The sequence below is a fragment of the Streptomyces sp. C1-1 genome, from assembly GCF_050214755.1.
Classification (GTDB): Bacteria; Actinomycetota; Actinomycetes; order Streptomycetales; family Streptomycetaceae; genus Streptomyces.
The window spans coordinates 7,201,047-7,216,424 of the sequence record NZ_CP189826.1 but is presented as its reverse complement, the minus strand read 5'-3'; the positions used below and the strand labels follow the sequence as shown (position 1 = coordinate 7,216,424).

Below are 15,378 nucleotides of genomic sequence, written 5' to 3'. Positions count from 1 at the left end.
CTAGGGAGGCGCTTGCCGTGAGTGAGCTGCGGTTCGTCCGCATGGGGTTCGGTACCGAGGCCGTGGACTACCAGGTGGCGTGGGACGAGCAGCGCCGGGTGCACGCGGCGCGGTTCGCGGACGAGGTCCCCGACACCGTGATCCTGCTGGAGCACCCGCCGGTCTACACGGCGGGCCGGCGCACGGCGGACAACGAGCGGCCCCTCGACGGCACCCCCGTCATCGACGTCGACCGCGGCGGCAAGATCACCTGGCACGGACCGGGCCAGCTGGTCGGCTACCCCATCCAGAAGCTGCCGCGCCCGGTGGACGTCGTCGCGCACGTACGACGCCTGGAGGAGGCGCTGATCCGCACGTGCGCGGAGTTCGGCGTCGTGACCACGCGGGTCGAGGGCCGCAGCGGGGTGTGGGTGCTCGGCGACCCCGTCGAGCAGCGGCCCTCGCTCGGCGGGCTGTCCCTCGACTTCGACCCCCGTCTGACCGACGAGGAGTTCGACCCGCGGCTGAACGGCCCCGAGTACGCCCCGTCGAACGCCGGCCAGCGCCGCGAGGACCGCAAGATCGCCGCGATCGGCATCCGCGTGGCCAAGGGCGTCACGATGCACGGCTTCGCGCTGAACGTGAACCCCGACAACAAGTGGTTCGACCGGATCATCCCCTGCGGCATCCGCGACGCCGGAGTCGCCTCCCTGGCGGACGAGCTGGGCCGGGACGTGACGATCGCCGAGGTACTGCCCGTCGTTGAACGGCACCTCAGGGACGTCCTGGAGAACGCCGAGTTGAGGCCGCGAGCGGTCGAGAAGACGCCGGCATAAATCCAGCCCGTCCGGCGTTGGAGGTCGAGGCCGTTCAGGCCGAAGCGGGGTCCGGGGCGGCAGCCCCAGGGGCCGGCACCGCCGCCGGGCTTTCAAATCCACGGGCGTACCCTTGAGCACGCCGAAGAATCAATCGCTAGGGAGCCGGTCGTGTCCGCAGTCGCACCCGACGGACGCAAGATGCTGCGCCTGGAGGTCCGCAACAGCCAGACCCCCATCGAGCGCAAGCCCGAGTGGATCAAGACCCGGGCGAAAATGGGCCCCGAGTACACGAAGATGCAGAACCTCGTGAAGAGCGAGGGGCTGCACACCGTTTGCCAGGAAGCGGGCTGTCCCAACATCTACGAGTGCTGGGAGGACCGCGAGGCGACCTTCCTCATCGGCGGCGACCAGTGCACCCGACGCTGTGACTTCTGCCAGATCGACACCGGCAAGCCCGAGGCGCTCGACCGTGACGAGCCGCGCCGCGTCGGCGAGTCCGTGGTCACGATGGACCTGAACTACGCCACCATCACCGGCGTCGCCCGCGACGACCTGGAGGACGGCGGCGCCTGGCTGTACGCGGAGACGGTGCGCCAGATCCACGCCCAGACCGCCGGCCGCGAGGGCGGGCACACCAAGGTCGAGCTCCTCGCCCCCGACTTCAACGCGGTCCCCGAGCAGCTCGCCGAGGTCTTCTCCTCCCGCCCCGAGGTGTTCGCGCACAACGTCGAGACCGTGCCCAGGATCTTCAAGCGCATCCGCCCCGGCTTCCGCTACGAGCGCTCCCTGAAGGTCATCACCGAGGCCCGCGACTTCGGCCTGGTCACCAAGTCGAACCTCATCCTCGGCATGGGCGAGACCCGCGAGGAGGTCAGCGACGCGCTGCGGCAGCTGCACGAGGCCGGCTGCGAGCTGGTCACCATCACGCAGTACCTGCGTCCTTCGGTGCGCCACCACCCCGTGGAGCGCTGGGTCAAGCCGCACGAGTTCGTGGAACTGAAGGAGGAGGCCGAGCAGATCGGCTTCTCCGGCGTGATGTCCGGCCCGCTGGTCCGGTCCTCCTACCGCGCCGGGCGGCTCTACCGGATGGCCGTCGAGAAGCGCGGCGCCTACATCGCCTCGCAGGCGGTGTGATGGCACGCAGTGCCAGGCTAAACGTGTGAATCTGCGCACAAGCAACTACCGCTGAGTAGTGGCCGATTGACGCGGTCCCGGACGTCCTCGCAGTTGAGGACGGCATCGGGGCCGCGTCGGCGTTTAACTGGCGCGAATCGGGGTTTCATCGGTGTTTGACCGGTCGGTCACGCCCTGGTAACACCAATCAGTGACCCTGGCTGTACACCCCGTGCACCACTCACCAGAGCCGTCAGTCTCGAGGGGACCTCCATCATGCAGGCCGCGCCCGTTCGCGCCACCGCCATCCCGTCGTTCACCGATGCACTCCGTGCCGTCGAATCGCTGCTGATGAGCAGCGGCCAGCGCACCGCCCGGCGCAACGCCTGGACCTCCGTGCTGGAGGACCGCCGCCGCGCCAAGGACCGTGTCGAGGCGCAGCGCGTCCTCGACCAGACCACGACCATCCGTCCCTGACACCTCACGAGGCCTTCCCGCCGGGCACCGCCGTCGTCGGCGCTCCCGGGGCCACGTAGACTTCGTGGCATGGCGAGGAAGGACACGGCAGCAGATGCTGCGAACTCCGGGCGACTGAAGCAGATCGCCCTGACCTACAAGATGACCCGCAAGGCCGACAAGAAGATCGGTCTTGTACTCGCGGCTGTCGGCATCAGCATCCTCGGTGTCTTCCTCGCGATCGGTTTCTTGATCGGTCACCCCATCTATCTCGGCATCCTGGGTCTGTTCCTCGCCCTCCTCACGATGGCCATCGTGTTCGGGCGACGGGCCGAGCGTGCCGCCTTCGGGCAGATGGAGGGCCAGCCGGGCGCCGCAGCGGCCGTGCTGGACAACATCGGCCGGGGCTGGACGACGACTCCGGCGGTGGCGATGAACCGCAGCCAGGACGTCGTGCACCGGGCCGTCGGCAAGGCCGGCATCGTCCTGGTCGCCGAGGGCAACCCCAACCGGGTCAAGACCCTGCTGGCCGCCGAGAAGCGGAAGATGAACCGCATCGTCGCGGACGTGCCGGTGCACGACCTCATCGTCGGCACGGGCGAGGGCCAGGTCGAGCTGAAGAAGCTGCGAACGGCCATGCTGAAGCTGCCGCGCGTGCTGACCGGAGCGCAGGTGACGGCCACCACCGACCGGCTGCGCGCGATGGGCGACCTGATGAGCAACATGCCGCTGCCGAAGGGGCCGATGCCGAAGGGCATGAAGCTGCCGAAGGGCGGGCCCAAGGCCCGTTGATCTCCTCCTACCTCGAAGGGGCGCCCGCGGATGCCGCGGGCGCCCCTTCGCATGTACGGCGGTTCAGAGGCGGACCTCGACGGTGCCGGCCAGCTTGTCGTGCAGGCCCCGGCCGTCGCGGTCCCAGATCAGGGCCGGGATCGCGACGCACAGCAGGGCCGTGCGGATCAGGCCGCGCGGGAAGCTGGGCAGGCCCGTGCCGAGGGCGACAACGCGCAGGCCGAACAGGCGCTTGCCGGGCGTGAAGCCGATGGTGCCGACGGTCAGCACGCCCAGGACGAAGAAGACCAGAAGCGCCCAGTTCCCGGTCGACTGGGGGTGGTAGCCGTGCGTGATGAGACCGTATGCGATCAAGAGGCACAGCCCCCAGTCGACGGCCAGGGCGGCGAACCTGCGGCCGGGGCGGGCGATCGAGCCCGGCCCCTCCTGCGGCAGGCCCAGCTGCTCACCGCGGTATCCGAAGTCCACACCGGCTTCCTCGGCGGCCGCGCGGGGGCCGGAGAGCCACGATCCAACTGCTTCCCTCTTGTCCACGCGTCCACGGTACTGCCAGCGTTTCGGGATACGGACAGGTGGGGTCAACCGGACGGCGTCCGGTTAACTTGTGCGAAACAAATGGGTCACGCCCGAGAAATCACCCATCCCTAGTGTCGAGGGCAGCGTGTGCCACCGCACTGGCCGCACGAACGAACTACCACCCCGGCAGGCGGTCGGGAGTAGGAGGAGCTGGATGTTCCAGAACGCCGACGAGGCCAAGAAGTTCATCGCGGACGAGGACGTCAAGTTCGTCGACGTCCGCTTCTGCGACCTGCCGGGCGTCATGCAGCACTTCACGGTGCCCGTCGAGGCGTTCGACCCGGACGAGGAGCTCGCCTTCGACGGATCGTCGATCCGTGGTTTCCAGGCGATCCACGAGTCCGACATGGCGCTGCGCGCGGACCTGTCGACCGCCCGGGTCGACCCCTTCCGCCGTGACAAGACGCTCAACATCAACTTCTTCATCCACGACCCGATCACGGGCGAGCAGTACTCCCGTGACCCGCGCAACGTGGCGAAGAAGGCCGAGGCCTACCTCGCCTCCACCGGTATCGCGGACACCGCGTACTTCGGTCCCGAGGCCGAGTTCTACGTCTTCGACAGCGTGCGCTTCGCCACCTCGGCGAACGAGAGCTTCTACCACATCGACTCCGAGGCGGGCGCCTGGAACACCGGCGCCGTCGAGAACAACCGTGGTTACAAGGTCCGCTACAAGGGCGGTTACTTCCCGGTGGCCCCGGTCGACCACTTCGCCGACCTGCGCGCCGAGATCTCCCTGGAGCTGGAGCGGTCCGGCCTGAAGGTCGAGCGCCAGCACCACGAGGTGGGCACCGCCGGCCAGGCCGAGATCAACTACAAGTTCAACACGCTGCTCGCCGCCGCCGACGACCTGCAGCTCTTCAAGTACATCGTGAAGAACGTGGCCTGGCGCAACGGCAAGACCGCGACCTTCATGCCGAAGCCGATCTTCGGTGACAACGGCTCGGGCATGCACGTGCACCAGTCGCTGTGGAGCAACGGCGACCCGCTGTTCTACGACGAGGCCGGCTACGCGGGCCTGTCGGACACCGCCCGCTACTACATCGGCGGCATCCTCAAGCACGCCCCGTCGCTGCTGGCCTTCACCAACCCGACGGTGAACTCGTACCACCGCCTGGTGCCGGGCTTCGAGGCCCCGATCAACCTGGTGTACTCGCAGCGCAACCGCTCCGCGGCCATGCGTATCCCGATCACCGGCTCCAACCCGAAGGCCAAGCGCGTCGAGTTCCGCGCGCCCGACTCCTCCGGCAACCCGTACCTGGCCTTCTCCGCGCTGCTGCTCGCGGGCCTGGACGGCATCAAGAACAAGATCGAGCCGGCCGAGCCGATCGACAAGGACCTCTACGAGCTGGCCCCCGAGGAGCACGCCAACGTCGCGCAGGTCCCGACCTCGCTCCCGGCCGTCCTCGACTCCCTGGAGCGCGACCACGAGTTCCTGCTCGCCGGTGACGTCTTCACGGCCGACCTGATCGAGACCTGGATCGACTTCAAGCGCGCGAACGAGATCGCCCCGCTGCAGCTCCGCCCACACCCGCACGAGTTCGAGCTGTACTTCGACGTGTGATATCGCCCCAGGTCAGAGCGGGTTTCCGCTCCCCTGGGCCGGGTCTGGGCCGTCGGCCGTGTCCTTCCTCGCCGGAGGGGCACGGCCGACGGCCGTTTGGGTCAGCGCACGTCGACGTAGTCGCCCGTGGCGTTGGCCGGCGACGTGGTGGACGTACCGGCGAAGGACCAGCGCCAGTATCCGTCCGCCGCTGCCGTGACTGTGGTCGAGAGGTTGCCCGTCGAGTTGCTGTAGACGGTCTTGAGGGTCGTGTACGTGCTGGTGCCCGCCTTGCGGAACTGCAGCTTCACCGGCTGGTCGGTGTAGCCCGCGTAGACGCGCTTGTCCCAGTTGGCGCGGGCCAGCTTGCCCGTGACCGTGATCGGCCTGCCCTTGGTGACCGGCTCGGGGCCGGCGTTGACACTGAGCGTGCCCCGGCGCAGGACCGGGTGCTTGTCGGTGCCGCCGTTGTTGTAGAGGTCGCCGTCCTTGGACTGGAGTTGGACGGTCACGTCCCACTTGCCCGCGAGGGTGTTGCGGGGCACGCCCCAGCCCGAGTCGAGCTTGAAGGTGAGCTTGCAGGTGGAGGTGGTGGCATTGACCGCGGTGCAGGTCGGGGTGCCGTGGTACGACCAGTAGTCGTCGCCGACCTCCCGGTCGATCCCGAGGAACGCGAGGTCCTTGCTGATCCCCGAGTCGTCCGAGGCGGTCACCGAGAGGGTGAACGACTCGCTCTGGGAGGTGCCGAGGACGATCGGCTTGCCACCGTTCACGGACAGCTTCTGGATCACCACGCCGGTCTCCGTCGCATAGGCGGCCGGGGCGACGACGGCGGAGGCGGAAAGCGCCAGGGCGCCGACGACGACGGCGCCCATGGATTTCATGCGCATGAATCCCCAATTGGTTCGGGCCTGCCCCAGCCGTGAATCCCCCCGGCCGCGGGCAAGGCGGGTGGGGCGAGAATACGTCATCCGCGCAGGTCAGCCGTGGTCAGGGCGCAGGGGGCGTTCGGGACGGGTTGTCGTCCCGTTTCCCGGGGCGGGAGCGTCGTCGTATGGTTTCCTGCACGGCTGTTCGACAGTGGTCGCGGAATCGACGGGGAGATACGGGGATGTCCCAAACGGGGGATGACGAGCGGGAGTTCGACATCAAGTGGGCCGACCGTGCGGAGTTCAAGGAGCCCTCGGCGCGGGCCCGGATGCTGGCCGCTCGGTGGCGGGAGAACCCGCCCGAGCCGCAGCCGTTCCGCGCCGACCCGGGGCCGGTGGAGCCGCGCCGCTCGTCCTGGGTGTCGACGGCGATCGTGTTCGGGTGCGTGGCGGCGGTGATCGTGCTGCTGGGGTGGGTGCGGTTCCGGGCTCCGTACTAGGGAGGGACCGCAGAGGGCTCTCACAGGGACCTTTTGCAGCACCTAGGGCCGTTCGGGACCACTTCATGGGAGTGGGCGGGTGCACACTGGACAGCGGGACGAGTGCCTGACTGCGGGGTGAGGCAGATGCAGAGCCGCTTCCGGAGCGACCGGCGACTGACCGTGCGGATGACGGTCACGATGTTCCTGCTCGGATTGCTGTACGTGGGCTTCGTGGCCGCACTGATCGTGCTGCTCAAGTCCTGGCTGCTCGTCGTGGTGCTGGTCGCGGCGATGTTCGTCGCACAGTTCTGGTTCTCCGACCGGATCGCCATGTTCGCCATGCGCGGGCGGGTCGTGGAACGCGAGGAGTATCCCGAGCTGCACGCGGTGGTCGACCGCCTGTGCGCGATCGCCGACATGCCGAAGCCGGTCGTCGCCGTGTCCGAGATGGACATGCCCAACGCGTTCGCGACCGGCCGGAATCCGGATCACGCGGTGGTCTGCGTGACCACCGGGCTGCTGCGGCGGCTGGAGCCGGCCGAGCTGGAGGGCGTCCTCGCGCACGAGCTGTCGCACGTGGCACACAAGGACGTCGCCGTGATCACGATCGCGTCGTTCCTCGGTGTGATCGCCGGGCTGATCGTGCGGTTCGCCTTCTACTCGCAGCTGTTCGGCGGAGGGCGCCGGGACCAGAACACCGCCGCCGTCTTCGCCGCCGTGATGGCGGTGTCCGCCGCGGTGTACGCGATCAGCTTCCTGCTGATCAGGGCGCTCTCCAGGTACCGGGAGCTGGCCGCGGACCGGGCGGCGGCGCTGCTCACCGGTCGGCCCTCGGTGCTGGCGTCGGCGCTGACCAAGGTCTCCGGCGACATCGCCCGGATCCCGACGAAGGACCTGCGCACCGCACAGGCCTTCAACGCCTTCTACTTCACGCCGGCCACCGGCAAGGAGCCGGGCTTCGAGCGGTTCTTCTCCACCCACCCGTCGCTGGAACAGCGTCTCGACCAACTGGGCCGGATCTCCGCCGAGCTGGGCGAGGCGGCGACCCCCGGCACCTCCGAAACCCCCGGAAAGGCGTGATGCATGGGGCTCCTGGACATCCTGCTCGGCCGCACGAAGCCGGTCCTGCCCGATCTGGACCGGCTCTTCGCGCTGCCGTCGGCGGCCGTCACGCTGGAGGCCGCGGCCGGTTTCACCCCGACCGGCACCGGGGCGGTGTGCTTCGCGACGGTCGAGGGCGCCGCCTTCGAGCAGACGCACCGGGAGGTCCAGGCCCTGCTGGACGCGGACGCCGACCGGGACGGGCCCCCGGTGGAACTGAGCCAGGACGAGTTCGGCTACTCCTGGCTGGTCTCGCGCCGCTCCCCCGACCAGCTGTCCGACCTGGTCAACGACCTGCACGCGGTGAACAGTTCGATGGAGGTCAACGGCTTCGGGCCGCAACTGCTTTGCTCCCTGGCCGCGTTCGAGGGCGAGGGCGGCAAGCGGCTCGCGCTGGTCTACCTCTACAAGCGCGGCACCTTCTACCCGTTCGCGCCGCTGCCCGGTGGTGGGCAGCGGCGCGACAACGCGCTGGAGCTGCAGGTGAAGGCTGCGCTCGGCGGCGACCTGCGGATGGAGCAGGACCTGAGCCGGTGGTTCCCGGTGTGGGGCGCGCCCGGCCTGTAGGTCCCACCTGGCGCACCGGGCCCGTGGGCTCCTGGGTGTTACTTGTCGCGATCCTGTCGGCGCGACTCCAGGGGGCGCTCGCGACGGTAGCGGCGTTCCCACTTGGCCTGCTGGTCACGGCGCTTGCGGTAGGCCTGGTAGGTGGCCGGCACCGATCCGGACGAGCCGCCCCCGCCCGACGACGTCGACGACGACGCGTCGCGGCCGTACTGCAGGTACAGGAACAGCGCGCCGGCCGCGGCCAGCCACCAGACGTGGTTTCCGAATCCTAAGAGGACCAGTACTACGGTCCCGGCGATCAAGATGGTGCCCATGACGGGCCTCCGTGAACGTGGGTCGATGGAGCGATCTGGATCCCGACGGGGCGCTGGGGACGTGCGCCCGGCCGTCGGTGCGTAGAGAGTAGCCCTGAGTCCGCAGGGTGATGCCCGTCCTGCGGGAACCGGTGGTGAGCGGCTCCGCTATGCGTGTCCAGCGTAGGAAGCCGGTCACTGCGCGTGCATCCGGTTTTCGCCGCCTCCTCCTCCGCGGGCAGCCTCAGACGGCGGTCCACGACGTCCTGGGCCACGTCGGTCGGACGGCGGCGCCGGGAGCGGGAGCCGGATGGTCAGCGCCTGGCCGAGCTGGAGTCCTACGCCCGGGCTCCCGGCGTGGAGCCCGTCGTCCGCTCCTCCTCCATGAGCAGGACCACCCCGCCGTTGTGTCCGTCGAACGGGCTGCACTGCACCAGGCAGGTGATCGTCCTGCCGAGACGGTTCACGGCCGGCACGGCCAGCGGCTCGCCGCGCCCGCCGCTGTCGAGGCAGGTCTGGACGGCCTCCCGCAGCTTCTCGGTGGGCAGCCCGAATTCCAGGCCGTAGAAGGGCTGGTCGACGACCTCGTCGGGGCGCAGGCCCCACAGGTCGACGGCGCCGCGGTTCCAGCTCTTGACCTTCAGTTTCTGGTCGAGGACGACGACTCCGGCGGCGATGGAGGTCAGCACGGCCTCCAGGAAGGTGCGGGCCTCGTCCAGTTCCTCGGTGCGGACCCGCATCTCCTCGTTCATGGTCTCCAGTTCCTCGTTGCCGGACTGGAGTTCTTCGTTGGTGGTCTCCAGTTCCTCGTTGGTGGACTGGAGTTCCTCGTTGGTGGTCTCCAGTTCCTCGATGCTCGACTGGAGTTCCTCGTTGGTGGTCTCCAGTTCCTCGTTGGTGGACTGGAGTTCCTCGTACGCGGTCTCCAGGTCCTCGCGGACCCGTTTGATCTCGGACTTGAGCCGAGTGGCCACGGTGACGTCGGTGAAGGTGATGTTGGTGGCGGCGGTCAGGCCGTCGGGGCCGGCCAGGGGCTGGACGAGGATGTCGAAGTACTGCAGGTCCTCGCCGACCCTGCGTTCGGCTCCGTTGACGCGCAGGGGGCGCCGCTCGTGGGCGGCCTGCTCGATCAGCGAACGCAGTTCGACGGGGCGGTAGGAGACCTCCAGGTCCTGGAAGGGCCGCCCGATGTCGTTCGGGGTGAGGCCGAACTGCACGCGCGCGTTGTTGTTGACGAGGATGACGGTGCCCTCGGCGTCGACCGCCACGGTGGCGCTGGGGGTGGCGTCGAGGATGAGGTCGCGCATCTGGCGGTGCCGGGCCACGGTGTGCAGCTCGCTGCTCGTCCCGGACCTGATCTTCACCGGGGCGGGCAGGTACGGCGCCGAGGCCTCGCCCGGCCGGCGCCGGAAGACACGTTGCCGCATGCTCATCACATCGAAACGCTCGGCGTCGTTCAGCAGCATCTCGGCCTTGCCGAGGAAGAGGAAACCTCCCTCGCGCAGGGCGAAGTGGAAGCGGTCGACGATCTGGGTCTGGGCCTCCACGTTGAAGTACATCATCGTGTTGCGGCACACCAGCAGATCGAGGCGGGAGATGGGGGCGTCGCGGGTGACGTCGTGCCGTCCGAAGATCACCCGGCGGCGCAGGTCCGGGCGGAAGCCGAAGCGGACGCCGTTCGGCTCGAAGTACTTGTCGCGCAGTTCCGGGCCCAGCGTGGCCAGCACCTTGGCCGGGTACAGGCCGGAGCGGGCGTCGCGCAGCGCCTCGTCGTCGACGTCGGTGCCGTAGATCTTGACGCGTTCCAGGGTCTCGTCCAGGCCGATCGCCTCGGCGAACATGATCGCGAGCGAGTAGGCCTCCTCGCCGCTGGAGCAGCCGGCGCTCCACACCCGGATCTCGTCGTCGGCCCGTCTCCGGGCGAGCAGTTCGGGCAGCACCTCGCGCTGCAGGAAGGTCCAGGCGTCGGGGTCGCGGAAGAAGGAGGTGACGTTGATCAGGATGGTGTTGAACAGCGCGTTGAACTCCTCCGCATTCGCCTCCAGGCGGTCGCGGTAGTCCGTGTACGTGTCCACCTGGACGTCCGCCATGCGCTTGCGGATGCGGCGGCCCAGCGAGGAGCGCTTGTATCCGGTGAAGTCGAAGCCGCGGGCGTCCCTGAGGAAGCCGAGGAGTCCTTCCAGTTCCTCGTCGGTCTCCAGGTCCGGCTGTCCGTCGCCCATCGTCGCGTCCGCCACTTCTCTGTTACTGCCTCTTGGTCTCGACCAGTCCGCGGATCACCGCGGCGATCTCGTCCAGAGGTAGCACGAAGTCCACTGTGCCCGTACCCAGTGCCGCCTCTGGCATGCCCCTGAACTCGGCGGTCGCGGGATCCTGCACGATGACGGTGCCGCCGCGCGACTTGACCGCGTCCACCCCCATGGCGCCGTCCCGTCCGGTGCCGGTGAGCACGCAGGCGATGGCCCGCGGTCCGTAGGCCCCCGCGACCGACTCGAACAGCAGGTCGGCGGAGGGGCGGACGAAGTGCACCAGTTCGCTGTCGCTGAGGGCGAGCCGGCCGCCGGGGCGGACCAGGAGGTGCCGGTCGGGCGGTGCGAGGTAGACGTGGCCCGGCCGGACGTGCTCCTCGTCCTCGGCCAGCTTCACGGGCAGTTTCGTACGGCGGCCCAAAACCTCCGCGATGACGGTGCGGTGGCGCGGGTCCAGGTGCTGCACGGCCAGGACCGGCACCGGCAGGTCGGCGTCCAGGCCGCTGAGCAGGGTGAGCAGGCCGTTCACACCACCGGCCGAGGAGGCGAGGGCGATGACCTCGTAGTGGTCGGACTGGTCTGCGGAAGGCTGCACGTGGCCAGCGTAGGCCGGACGTCACACGTCGGGCGCCGCCCTGACCACGCCTGCGGCGATCGCCGCGCCCAGGGCGGCGTGGTCGTCGCAACTCTGGGCGGCGTAGGCGAGAGCGAAGTCGGCCACGGCCCGGTCGAAGGTGTCGGCCTCGCCCAGATAGGCGGCGATGGCGATGCGGTCGCCGGAGCGGGCGTGGGCGCGGGCCAGGGCGGTGCCGCACAGGCGGGCGTAGGCGAGCAGCTCGGACGGGCTCATGCCGGCGACGTCCGCGGAGCCCTTCATGTCCCGCAGCTGACGCCAGTAGAAGGCGCGGCCCTGGGGTCCGCTCATCCACCCCAGGAAGATGTCGCTCGCGGCCTGCGTCAGCCGCTGCCCGGACACCACACGGTGTCCGGGGTGGACGTACGGGCCGTGCGGCAGGTGCTCCTCCAGTACGGAGTTGCGTGCCTCCTTGATCTGCAGGAACAGCAGGTCGTCGGGGTCCCGTCCGGCGAGCAGCACGACGAAGCAGCGCATGCCGACGCTGCCCACGCCGACGACCTTGCGGGCGGCGTCCACGAAGCGGTAGCGGTCCAGGAGCAGACGGCGTTCCTCGGACAGGGTGGAGCGGTAGTCGCTGAACATCTTGCGGACCGCGGCCAGGTCGGAGACGCCGGCGGAATCCAGCAGCGGCGGGTCGAGCACGATCCGACGACGGCCGTCGACGACCTCCGTGAGCTTGCCGACGGCCTGGAGGCTGGTGCGGCGGCGGGCGCGGGTGAGGCTGGCGCCCACCTGCCGGCGGCGGCGCGCGGAGCGGGCCAGCGAGCGCAGGCTGTCGGCGTCGATGCGCTCGTACCAGACCTCCAGCTCGCCGCGCCGGGCCAGCCGCCCGATGGTGGTCCGGTAGGCGGCGGTCGCCGCCAGGGCCGCCCGGCGGGCCTTGTCGTCGGCGTGCCCGTTCTCACGGGCGGCGACGGCCACGCTCGCCGCGAGCCGCTGGACGTCCCACTCGAAGGGACCGGGGAAGGTCTCGTCGAAGTCGTTGAGGTCGAACAGCAGCGTGCGTTCCGGGGAGGCGTACAGGCCGAAGTTGAGCAGGTGGGCGTCGCCGCACAGCTGCACGGTGAGACCGGTGTGCGGCCGGGAGGCGAGGTCGGCGGCCATCACGGCGGCCGACCCGCGCAGGAAGGCGAGCGGCGAGGCGGCCATCCTGCCGTACCGGATGGGCAGCAGCTCGGACAGCCGGTCCCGGCCCTGCCGCTCCAGTACGGCGACGGGGTCGGGCCGGTCGACGGGCGCGAGCCAGCCGGCGTGACCGGAGCGCGGCACCCGCTTGCGGGCGGCCCTGCCGCGCTGCGCGCGGTCGGCCGGGGCGGCGGGGGCGATGGAGGTGCTCATGGGGCGGACCGGGCGGGTGCGGCGGGACCGGGACCGGCCGGGGGCGTGCCGACGGACCGGGGAGGTGCGGTGCGGTCGTGGGGCAGGGGTGCCGGTGCCGGTGGCCGTCTCCACGTGGCCCCACCCATCCCGCGCCGCGCGCCGTGACGCCGTGTGCCGTGACTGCCGTCCATCTCGCCTCCCGCCGCCGTGTCCGCCAGGGACGGTTCCGGTGATCACCTCGGCTCGTCGCCTCTTGATCGCAGTGAAGGCGGCAGCCGGGTGGTGCGCATGCCGGGTCCGGCAATCGGGTGACGGGACGCGGGCGCGCGGGCGTCGCGGGTAACGGGCGGGAGTCCAGGTGCGGGCGGGTCATGCGGGACGACCGGGTCGTTGTCAGTGGGGTTCGGGATGATGCGTTCAGGGTCGGGTGCGGCTCGGTGGTGGTTTCGACGGGGTGGAGGGTGCATGGGCGGCAGGGAGCGGTACGTCGGTGTGACGGAGCGGCGGGCGCGGCTGGCGCTGCGGCACCGGCTGGCGGGGCCGGCGCGGGGCACGGCGCCGGAGGAGGTCGCGGACGCGCTCGTCGCGCTGCACGGCACGGACCCGGCGACGGTGTACCTGGCGGTCGGCGCGCGCCTGGCGGACCCGGCCAGGACGGTGCCCGAGACGGACCGGGCGCTGTACGAGGACCGCTCACTGGTCCGGATGCACGGCATGCGCCACACGGTGTTCGTCTTCCCCACTCCGCTCACCGCGGTCGTCCACGCCTCGACGGGCCTCGCGGTGGCCGCGCGCGAGCGGGCCAAGCTGGTGAAGGACATGGCGACGGCCGGAGCGCCGGACGCGGCCTGGCTGAAGGAGGTCGAGGAGTCGACGCTGGCCGCGCTGGCCCGCCGCAGCCAGGCGACGGCGACCGAACTGGCCGAGGACGAGCCGCGGTTGCGGGAGCGGTTCGCGTACGCGGCCGGGAAGGGCTACGAGGGCGTGCACACCGTCTCGTCGCGGCTGCTGCGGGTGCTGGGCGTGGAGGGCAAGGTGGTGCGGGGCCGGCCACTGGGCTCCTGGACGTCGACCCAGTTCCGCTGGGCGCTCGCCCCCGCCCATCCCGAACTCGACCTGGCGGCTGCCCAGGCGGAGCTCCTGGGACGCTGGCTGGCGGCGTGCGGGCCGGCCACCGAGGCGGACCTGAAGTGGTGGACGGGCTGGAAGGTGACCGACGTACGGCGCGCGCTGGCGGCGATCGGCGCGCGGCCGGTGTCCCTGGACGAGGGCACGGGGTACGTCGTCGAGGGCGACGTCGATCCGGTGGCCGACCCCGTCGGGCCCTGGGCGGCGCTGCTGCCGGGGCTGGACCCGACGGCGATGGGCTGGCAGGCGCGGGACTGGTATCTGGCGCCGGAGCTGCGGCCGCCGCTGTTCGACGGCAGCGGGAACGTCGGGCCGACGGTGTGGTGGAACGGCCGGGTGGTGGGCGGCTGGGCGCAGCGCGCCGACGGGGAGATCGCCTGGCGCCTGCTCGACGACCGGGGTGTGGGCCGCGAGGGCGAGGCGGCGATCGCGGCCGAAGTGGACCGACTGCGCGGCTGGTTGGGACCGGCCCGGGTGACCCCGCGCTTCCGGACCCCGTTGGAGAAGGAACTGGCGTCCTAGGGTCTGTCGTTCGGATCGGCTCGGCGTAGCCGGCCCTGGCAGGCGGCGTGCCGGGCGCCCTCGGGAAAGCGGCGCCCGGCACCGTGGGTTCACCTCGAGTAACGCATCAGTGCCCGCACCATGTGGCACGTCGTGTCCGACGGCGGGTGTACGCCGATCGTCTCCGCCGTGCTGCGGATCGTCTCGTTGCGGGCCTGGTTCGGTACGTACACGCCCGAGTCGAGCAGGGCGATGGCCAACCGCATCGCCTTGAGGCGGCGGTTGTGCGTGATGTACCACTCGCGCGGCCGCCCGGGCGGCAACGGGCGCTTCTCCAGGGGTTCGTACGGCAGGTCGAGCAGGACGGGGCGCGTCACGGTGGACTGGGTCGGCTTCGGCTTCGGCTTCAGTGCGGCAGCGGGCACAGGCATCCTCCTGTCGCGGTGAGGGGGTCGGTACGGGGGTTCCGGCAACCCCCCGACACCCTCGAACACTTCTTCTAGTGTACTGCCCGCCACTGACAAAAGCCCCTGGCCACAAGGGCTTTCGGCCACCCTCTGACGTACCGTGGACCCCATGGAGATCTGGATCAACCCGGCCTGTTCGAAGTGCCGCAGCGCGATCGGCCTGCTCGACGCCGAGGGAGCCGACTACACCGTCCGCCGCTACCTGGAGGACGTGCCGAGCGAGGACGAGATCAGGGACGTACTCGACCGCCTGGGGCTGGAACCGTGGGACATCACCCGCACCCAGGAGGACGTGGCGAAGGAGCTGGGGCTCAAGGACTGGGCGCGGGACGCGTCCTCGCGCGAGCGGTGGATCACGGCGCTGTCCCGGCATCCCGGGCTGATCCAGCGTCCGATCATCACCGCGGACGACGGCACGGCGGTCGTCGGACGTTCCGAGGAGGCCGTTCGGGACGCTCTGTCCCGTTAGCCGACGGTATCTCCGGCG

General features: G+C 70.3%; 17 protein-coding genes. 10 read left to right on the top strand and 7 right to left on the bottom strand.

Going from position 1 to position 15,378, the window contains the following annotated elements; translation table 11 throughout:
• The first annotated feature begins 17 nt into the window (after positions 1-17).
• The 4 genes from lipB to ACQF4J_RS32705 all read left to right on the top strand — a co-directional run bounded on the left by lipB (position 18) and on the right by ACQF4J_RS32705 (position 3,158).
• On the top strand, positions 18-815 hold the full coding sequence (gene lipB / locus ACQF4J_RS32720) for a lipoyl(octanoyl) transferase LipB (RefSeq protein ID WP_351577970.1): 798 nt from the start codon (positions 18-20) through the stop codon (positions 813-815).
• A 150-nt stretch (positions 816-965) separates the two neighbouring features.
• Positions 966-1,931 (top strand): lipoyl synthase, encoded by a 966-nt coding sequence (gene lipA, locus ACQF4J_RS32715; RefSeq protein WP_351577967.1) that lies wholly within the window; start codon positions 966-968, stop codon positions 1,929-1,931.
• Positions 1,932-2,186: 255 nt separating this feature from the next.
• Positions 2,187-2,387, top strand: coding sequence for a hypothetical protein (locus ACQF4J_RS32710; RefSeq protein ID WP_351577964.1), 201 nt, complete (start codon positions 2,187-2,189; stop codon positions 2,385-2,387).
• Positions 2,388-2,456: 69 nt separating this feature from the next.
• On the top strand, positions 2,457-3,158 hold the full coding sequence (locus tag ACQF4J_RS32705; protein ID WP_351577961.1) for a DUF4191 domain-containing protein: 702 nt from the start codon (positions 2,457-2,459) through the stop codon (positions 3,156-3,158).
• A gap of 63 nt (positions 3,159-3,221) precedes the next feature.
• On the opposite strand, the gene ACQF4J_RS32700 is transcribed toward ACQF4J_RS32705, so the two are convergent.
• Positions 3,222-3,692, bottom strand: coding sequence for an RDD family protein (locus ACQF4J_RS32700; protein WP_351577958.1), 471 nt, complete (start codon positions 3,690-3,692; stop codon positions 3,222-3,224).
• A gap of 196 nt (positions 3,693-3,888) precedes the next feature.
• Between ACQF4J_RS32700 and glnA the strand changes: the two genes are divergently transcribed.
• On the top strand, positions 3,889-5,298 hold the full coding sequence (gene glnA, locus ACQF4J_RS32695; protein ID WP_142151494.1) for a type I glutamate--ammonia ligase: 1,410 nt from the start codon (positions 3,889-3,891) through the stop codon (positions 5,296-5,298).
• A 101-nt stretch (positions 5,299-5,399) separates the two neighbouring features.
• Here glnA and ACQF4J_RS32690 read toward each other — a convergent pair whose 3' ends face one another.
• The gene (locus ACQF4J_RS32690) at positions 5,400-6,161 is read right to left on the bottom strand and encodes a hypothetical protein (protein ID WP_351577914.1); all 762 of its coding nucleotides are present in this window, start codon (positions 6,159-6,161) and stop codon (positions 5,400-5,402) included.
• Between the two features lie 227 nt (positions 6,162-6,388).
• On the opposite strand from ACQF4J_RS32690, the gene ACQF4J_RS32685 reads away from it, so the two are divergent.
• From ACQF4J_RS32685 to pspAB, 3 genes are all read left to right on the top strand, one after another.
• The gene (locus ACQF4J_RS32685) at positions 6,389-6,646 is read left to right on the top strand and encodes a hypothetical protein (protein WP_142151495.1); all 258 of its coding nucleotides are present in this window, start codon (positions 6,389-6,391) and stop codon (positions 6,644-6,646) included.
• A 126-nt stretch (positions 6,647-6,772) separates the two neighbouring features.
• Positions 6,773-7,708: a zinc metalloprotease HtpX gene (gene htpX, locus ACQF4J_RS32680; protein ID WP_351577911.1), complete on the top strand. Its 936-nt coding sequence runs from the start codon at positions 6,773-6,775 to the stop codon at positions 7,706-7,708.
• Positions 7,709-7,711: 3 nt separating this feature from the next.
• On the top strand, positions 7,712-8,296 hold the full coding sequence (gene pspAB / locus ACQF4J_RS32675; protein WP_351577908.1) for a PspA-associated protein PspAB: 585 nt from the start codon (positions 7,712-7,714) through the stop codon (positions 8,294-8,296).
• A gap of 38 nt (positions 8,297-8,334) precedes the next feature.
• Here pspAB and ACQF4J_RS32670 read toward each other — a convergent pair whose 3' ends face one another.
• The 4 genes from ACQF4J_RS32670 to ACQF4J_RS32655 all read right to left on the bottom strand — a co-directional run bounded on the left by ACQF4J_RS32670 (position 8,335) and on the right by ACQF4J_RS32655 (position 12,813).
• A complete protein-coding gene (locus ACQF4J_RS32670; protein WP_351577905.1) occupies positions 8,335-8,610 on the bottom strand; it encodes a hypothetical protein in 276 nt (91 codons plus the stop codon).
• Between the two features lie 317 nt (positions 8,611-8,927).
• The gene (locus tag ACQF4J_RS32665) at positions 8,928-10,811 is read right to left on the bottom strand and encodes a CheR family methyltransferase (RefSeq protein WP_427168654.1); all 1,884 of its coding nucleotides are present in this window, start codon (positions 10,809-10,811) and stop codon (positions 8,928-8,930) included.
• 22 nt (positions 10,812-10,833) lie between these two features.
• Complete coding sequence (locus tag ACQF4J_RS32660) at positions 10,834-11,433, bottom strand: chemotaxis protein CheB (RefSeq protein ID WP_351577899.1); 600 nt, start codon at positions 11,431-11,433, stop codon at positions 10,834-10,836.
• Positions 11,434-11,454: 21 nt separating this feature from the next.
• Complete coding sequence (locus ACQF4J_RS32655; RefSeq protein WP_351577897.1) at positions 11,455-12,813, bottom strand: DUF2252 domain-containing protein; 1,359 nt, start codon at positions 12,811-12,813, stop codon at positions 11,455-11,457.
• Positions 12,814-13,260: 447 nt separating this feature from the next.
• Between ACQF4J_RS32655 and ACQF4J_RS32650 the strand changes: the two genes are divergently transcribed.
• Positions 13,261-14,445 (top strand): winged helix DNA-binding domain-containing protein, encoded by a 1,185-nt coding sequence (locus ACQF4J_RS32650; RefSeq protein ID WP_427167477.1) that lies wholly within the window; start codon positions 13,261-13,263, stop codon positions 14,443-14,445.
• Positions 14,446-14,534: 89 nt separating this feature from the next.
• On the opposite strand, the gene ACQF4J_RS32645 is transcribed toward ACQF4J_RS32650, so the two are convergent.
• Positions 14,535-14,849: a hypothetical protein gene (locus ACQF4J_RS32645; protein WP_351572640.1), complete on the bottom strand. Its 315-nt coding sequence runs from the start codon at positions 14,847-14,849 to the stop codon at positions 14,535-14,537.
• Positions 14,850-15,000: 151 nt separating this feature from the next.
• On the opposite strand from ACQF4J_RS32645, the gene ACQF4J_RS32640 reads away from it, so the two are divergent.
• The gene (locus ACQF4J_RS32640) at positions 15,001-15,360 is read left to right on the top strand and encodes an arsenate reductase family protein (protein WP_351572637.1); all 360 of its coding nucleotides are present in this window, start codon (positions 15,001-15,003) and stop codon (positions 15,358-15,360) included.
• Positions 15,361-15,378: the final 18 nt, after the last annotated feature.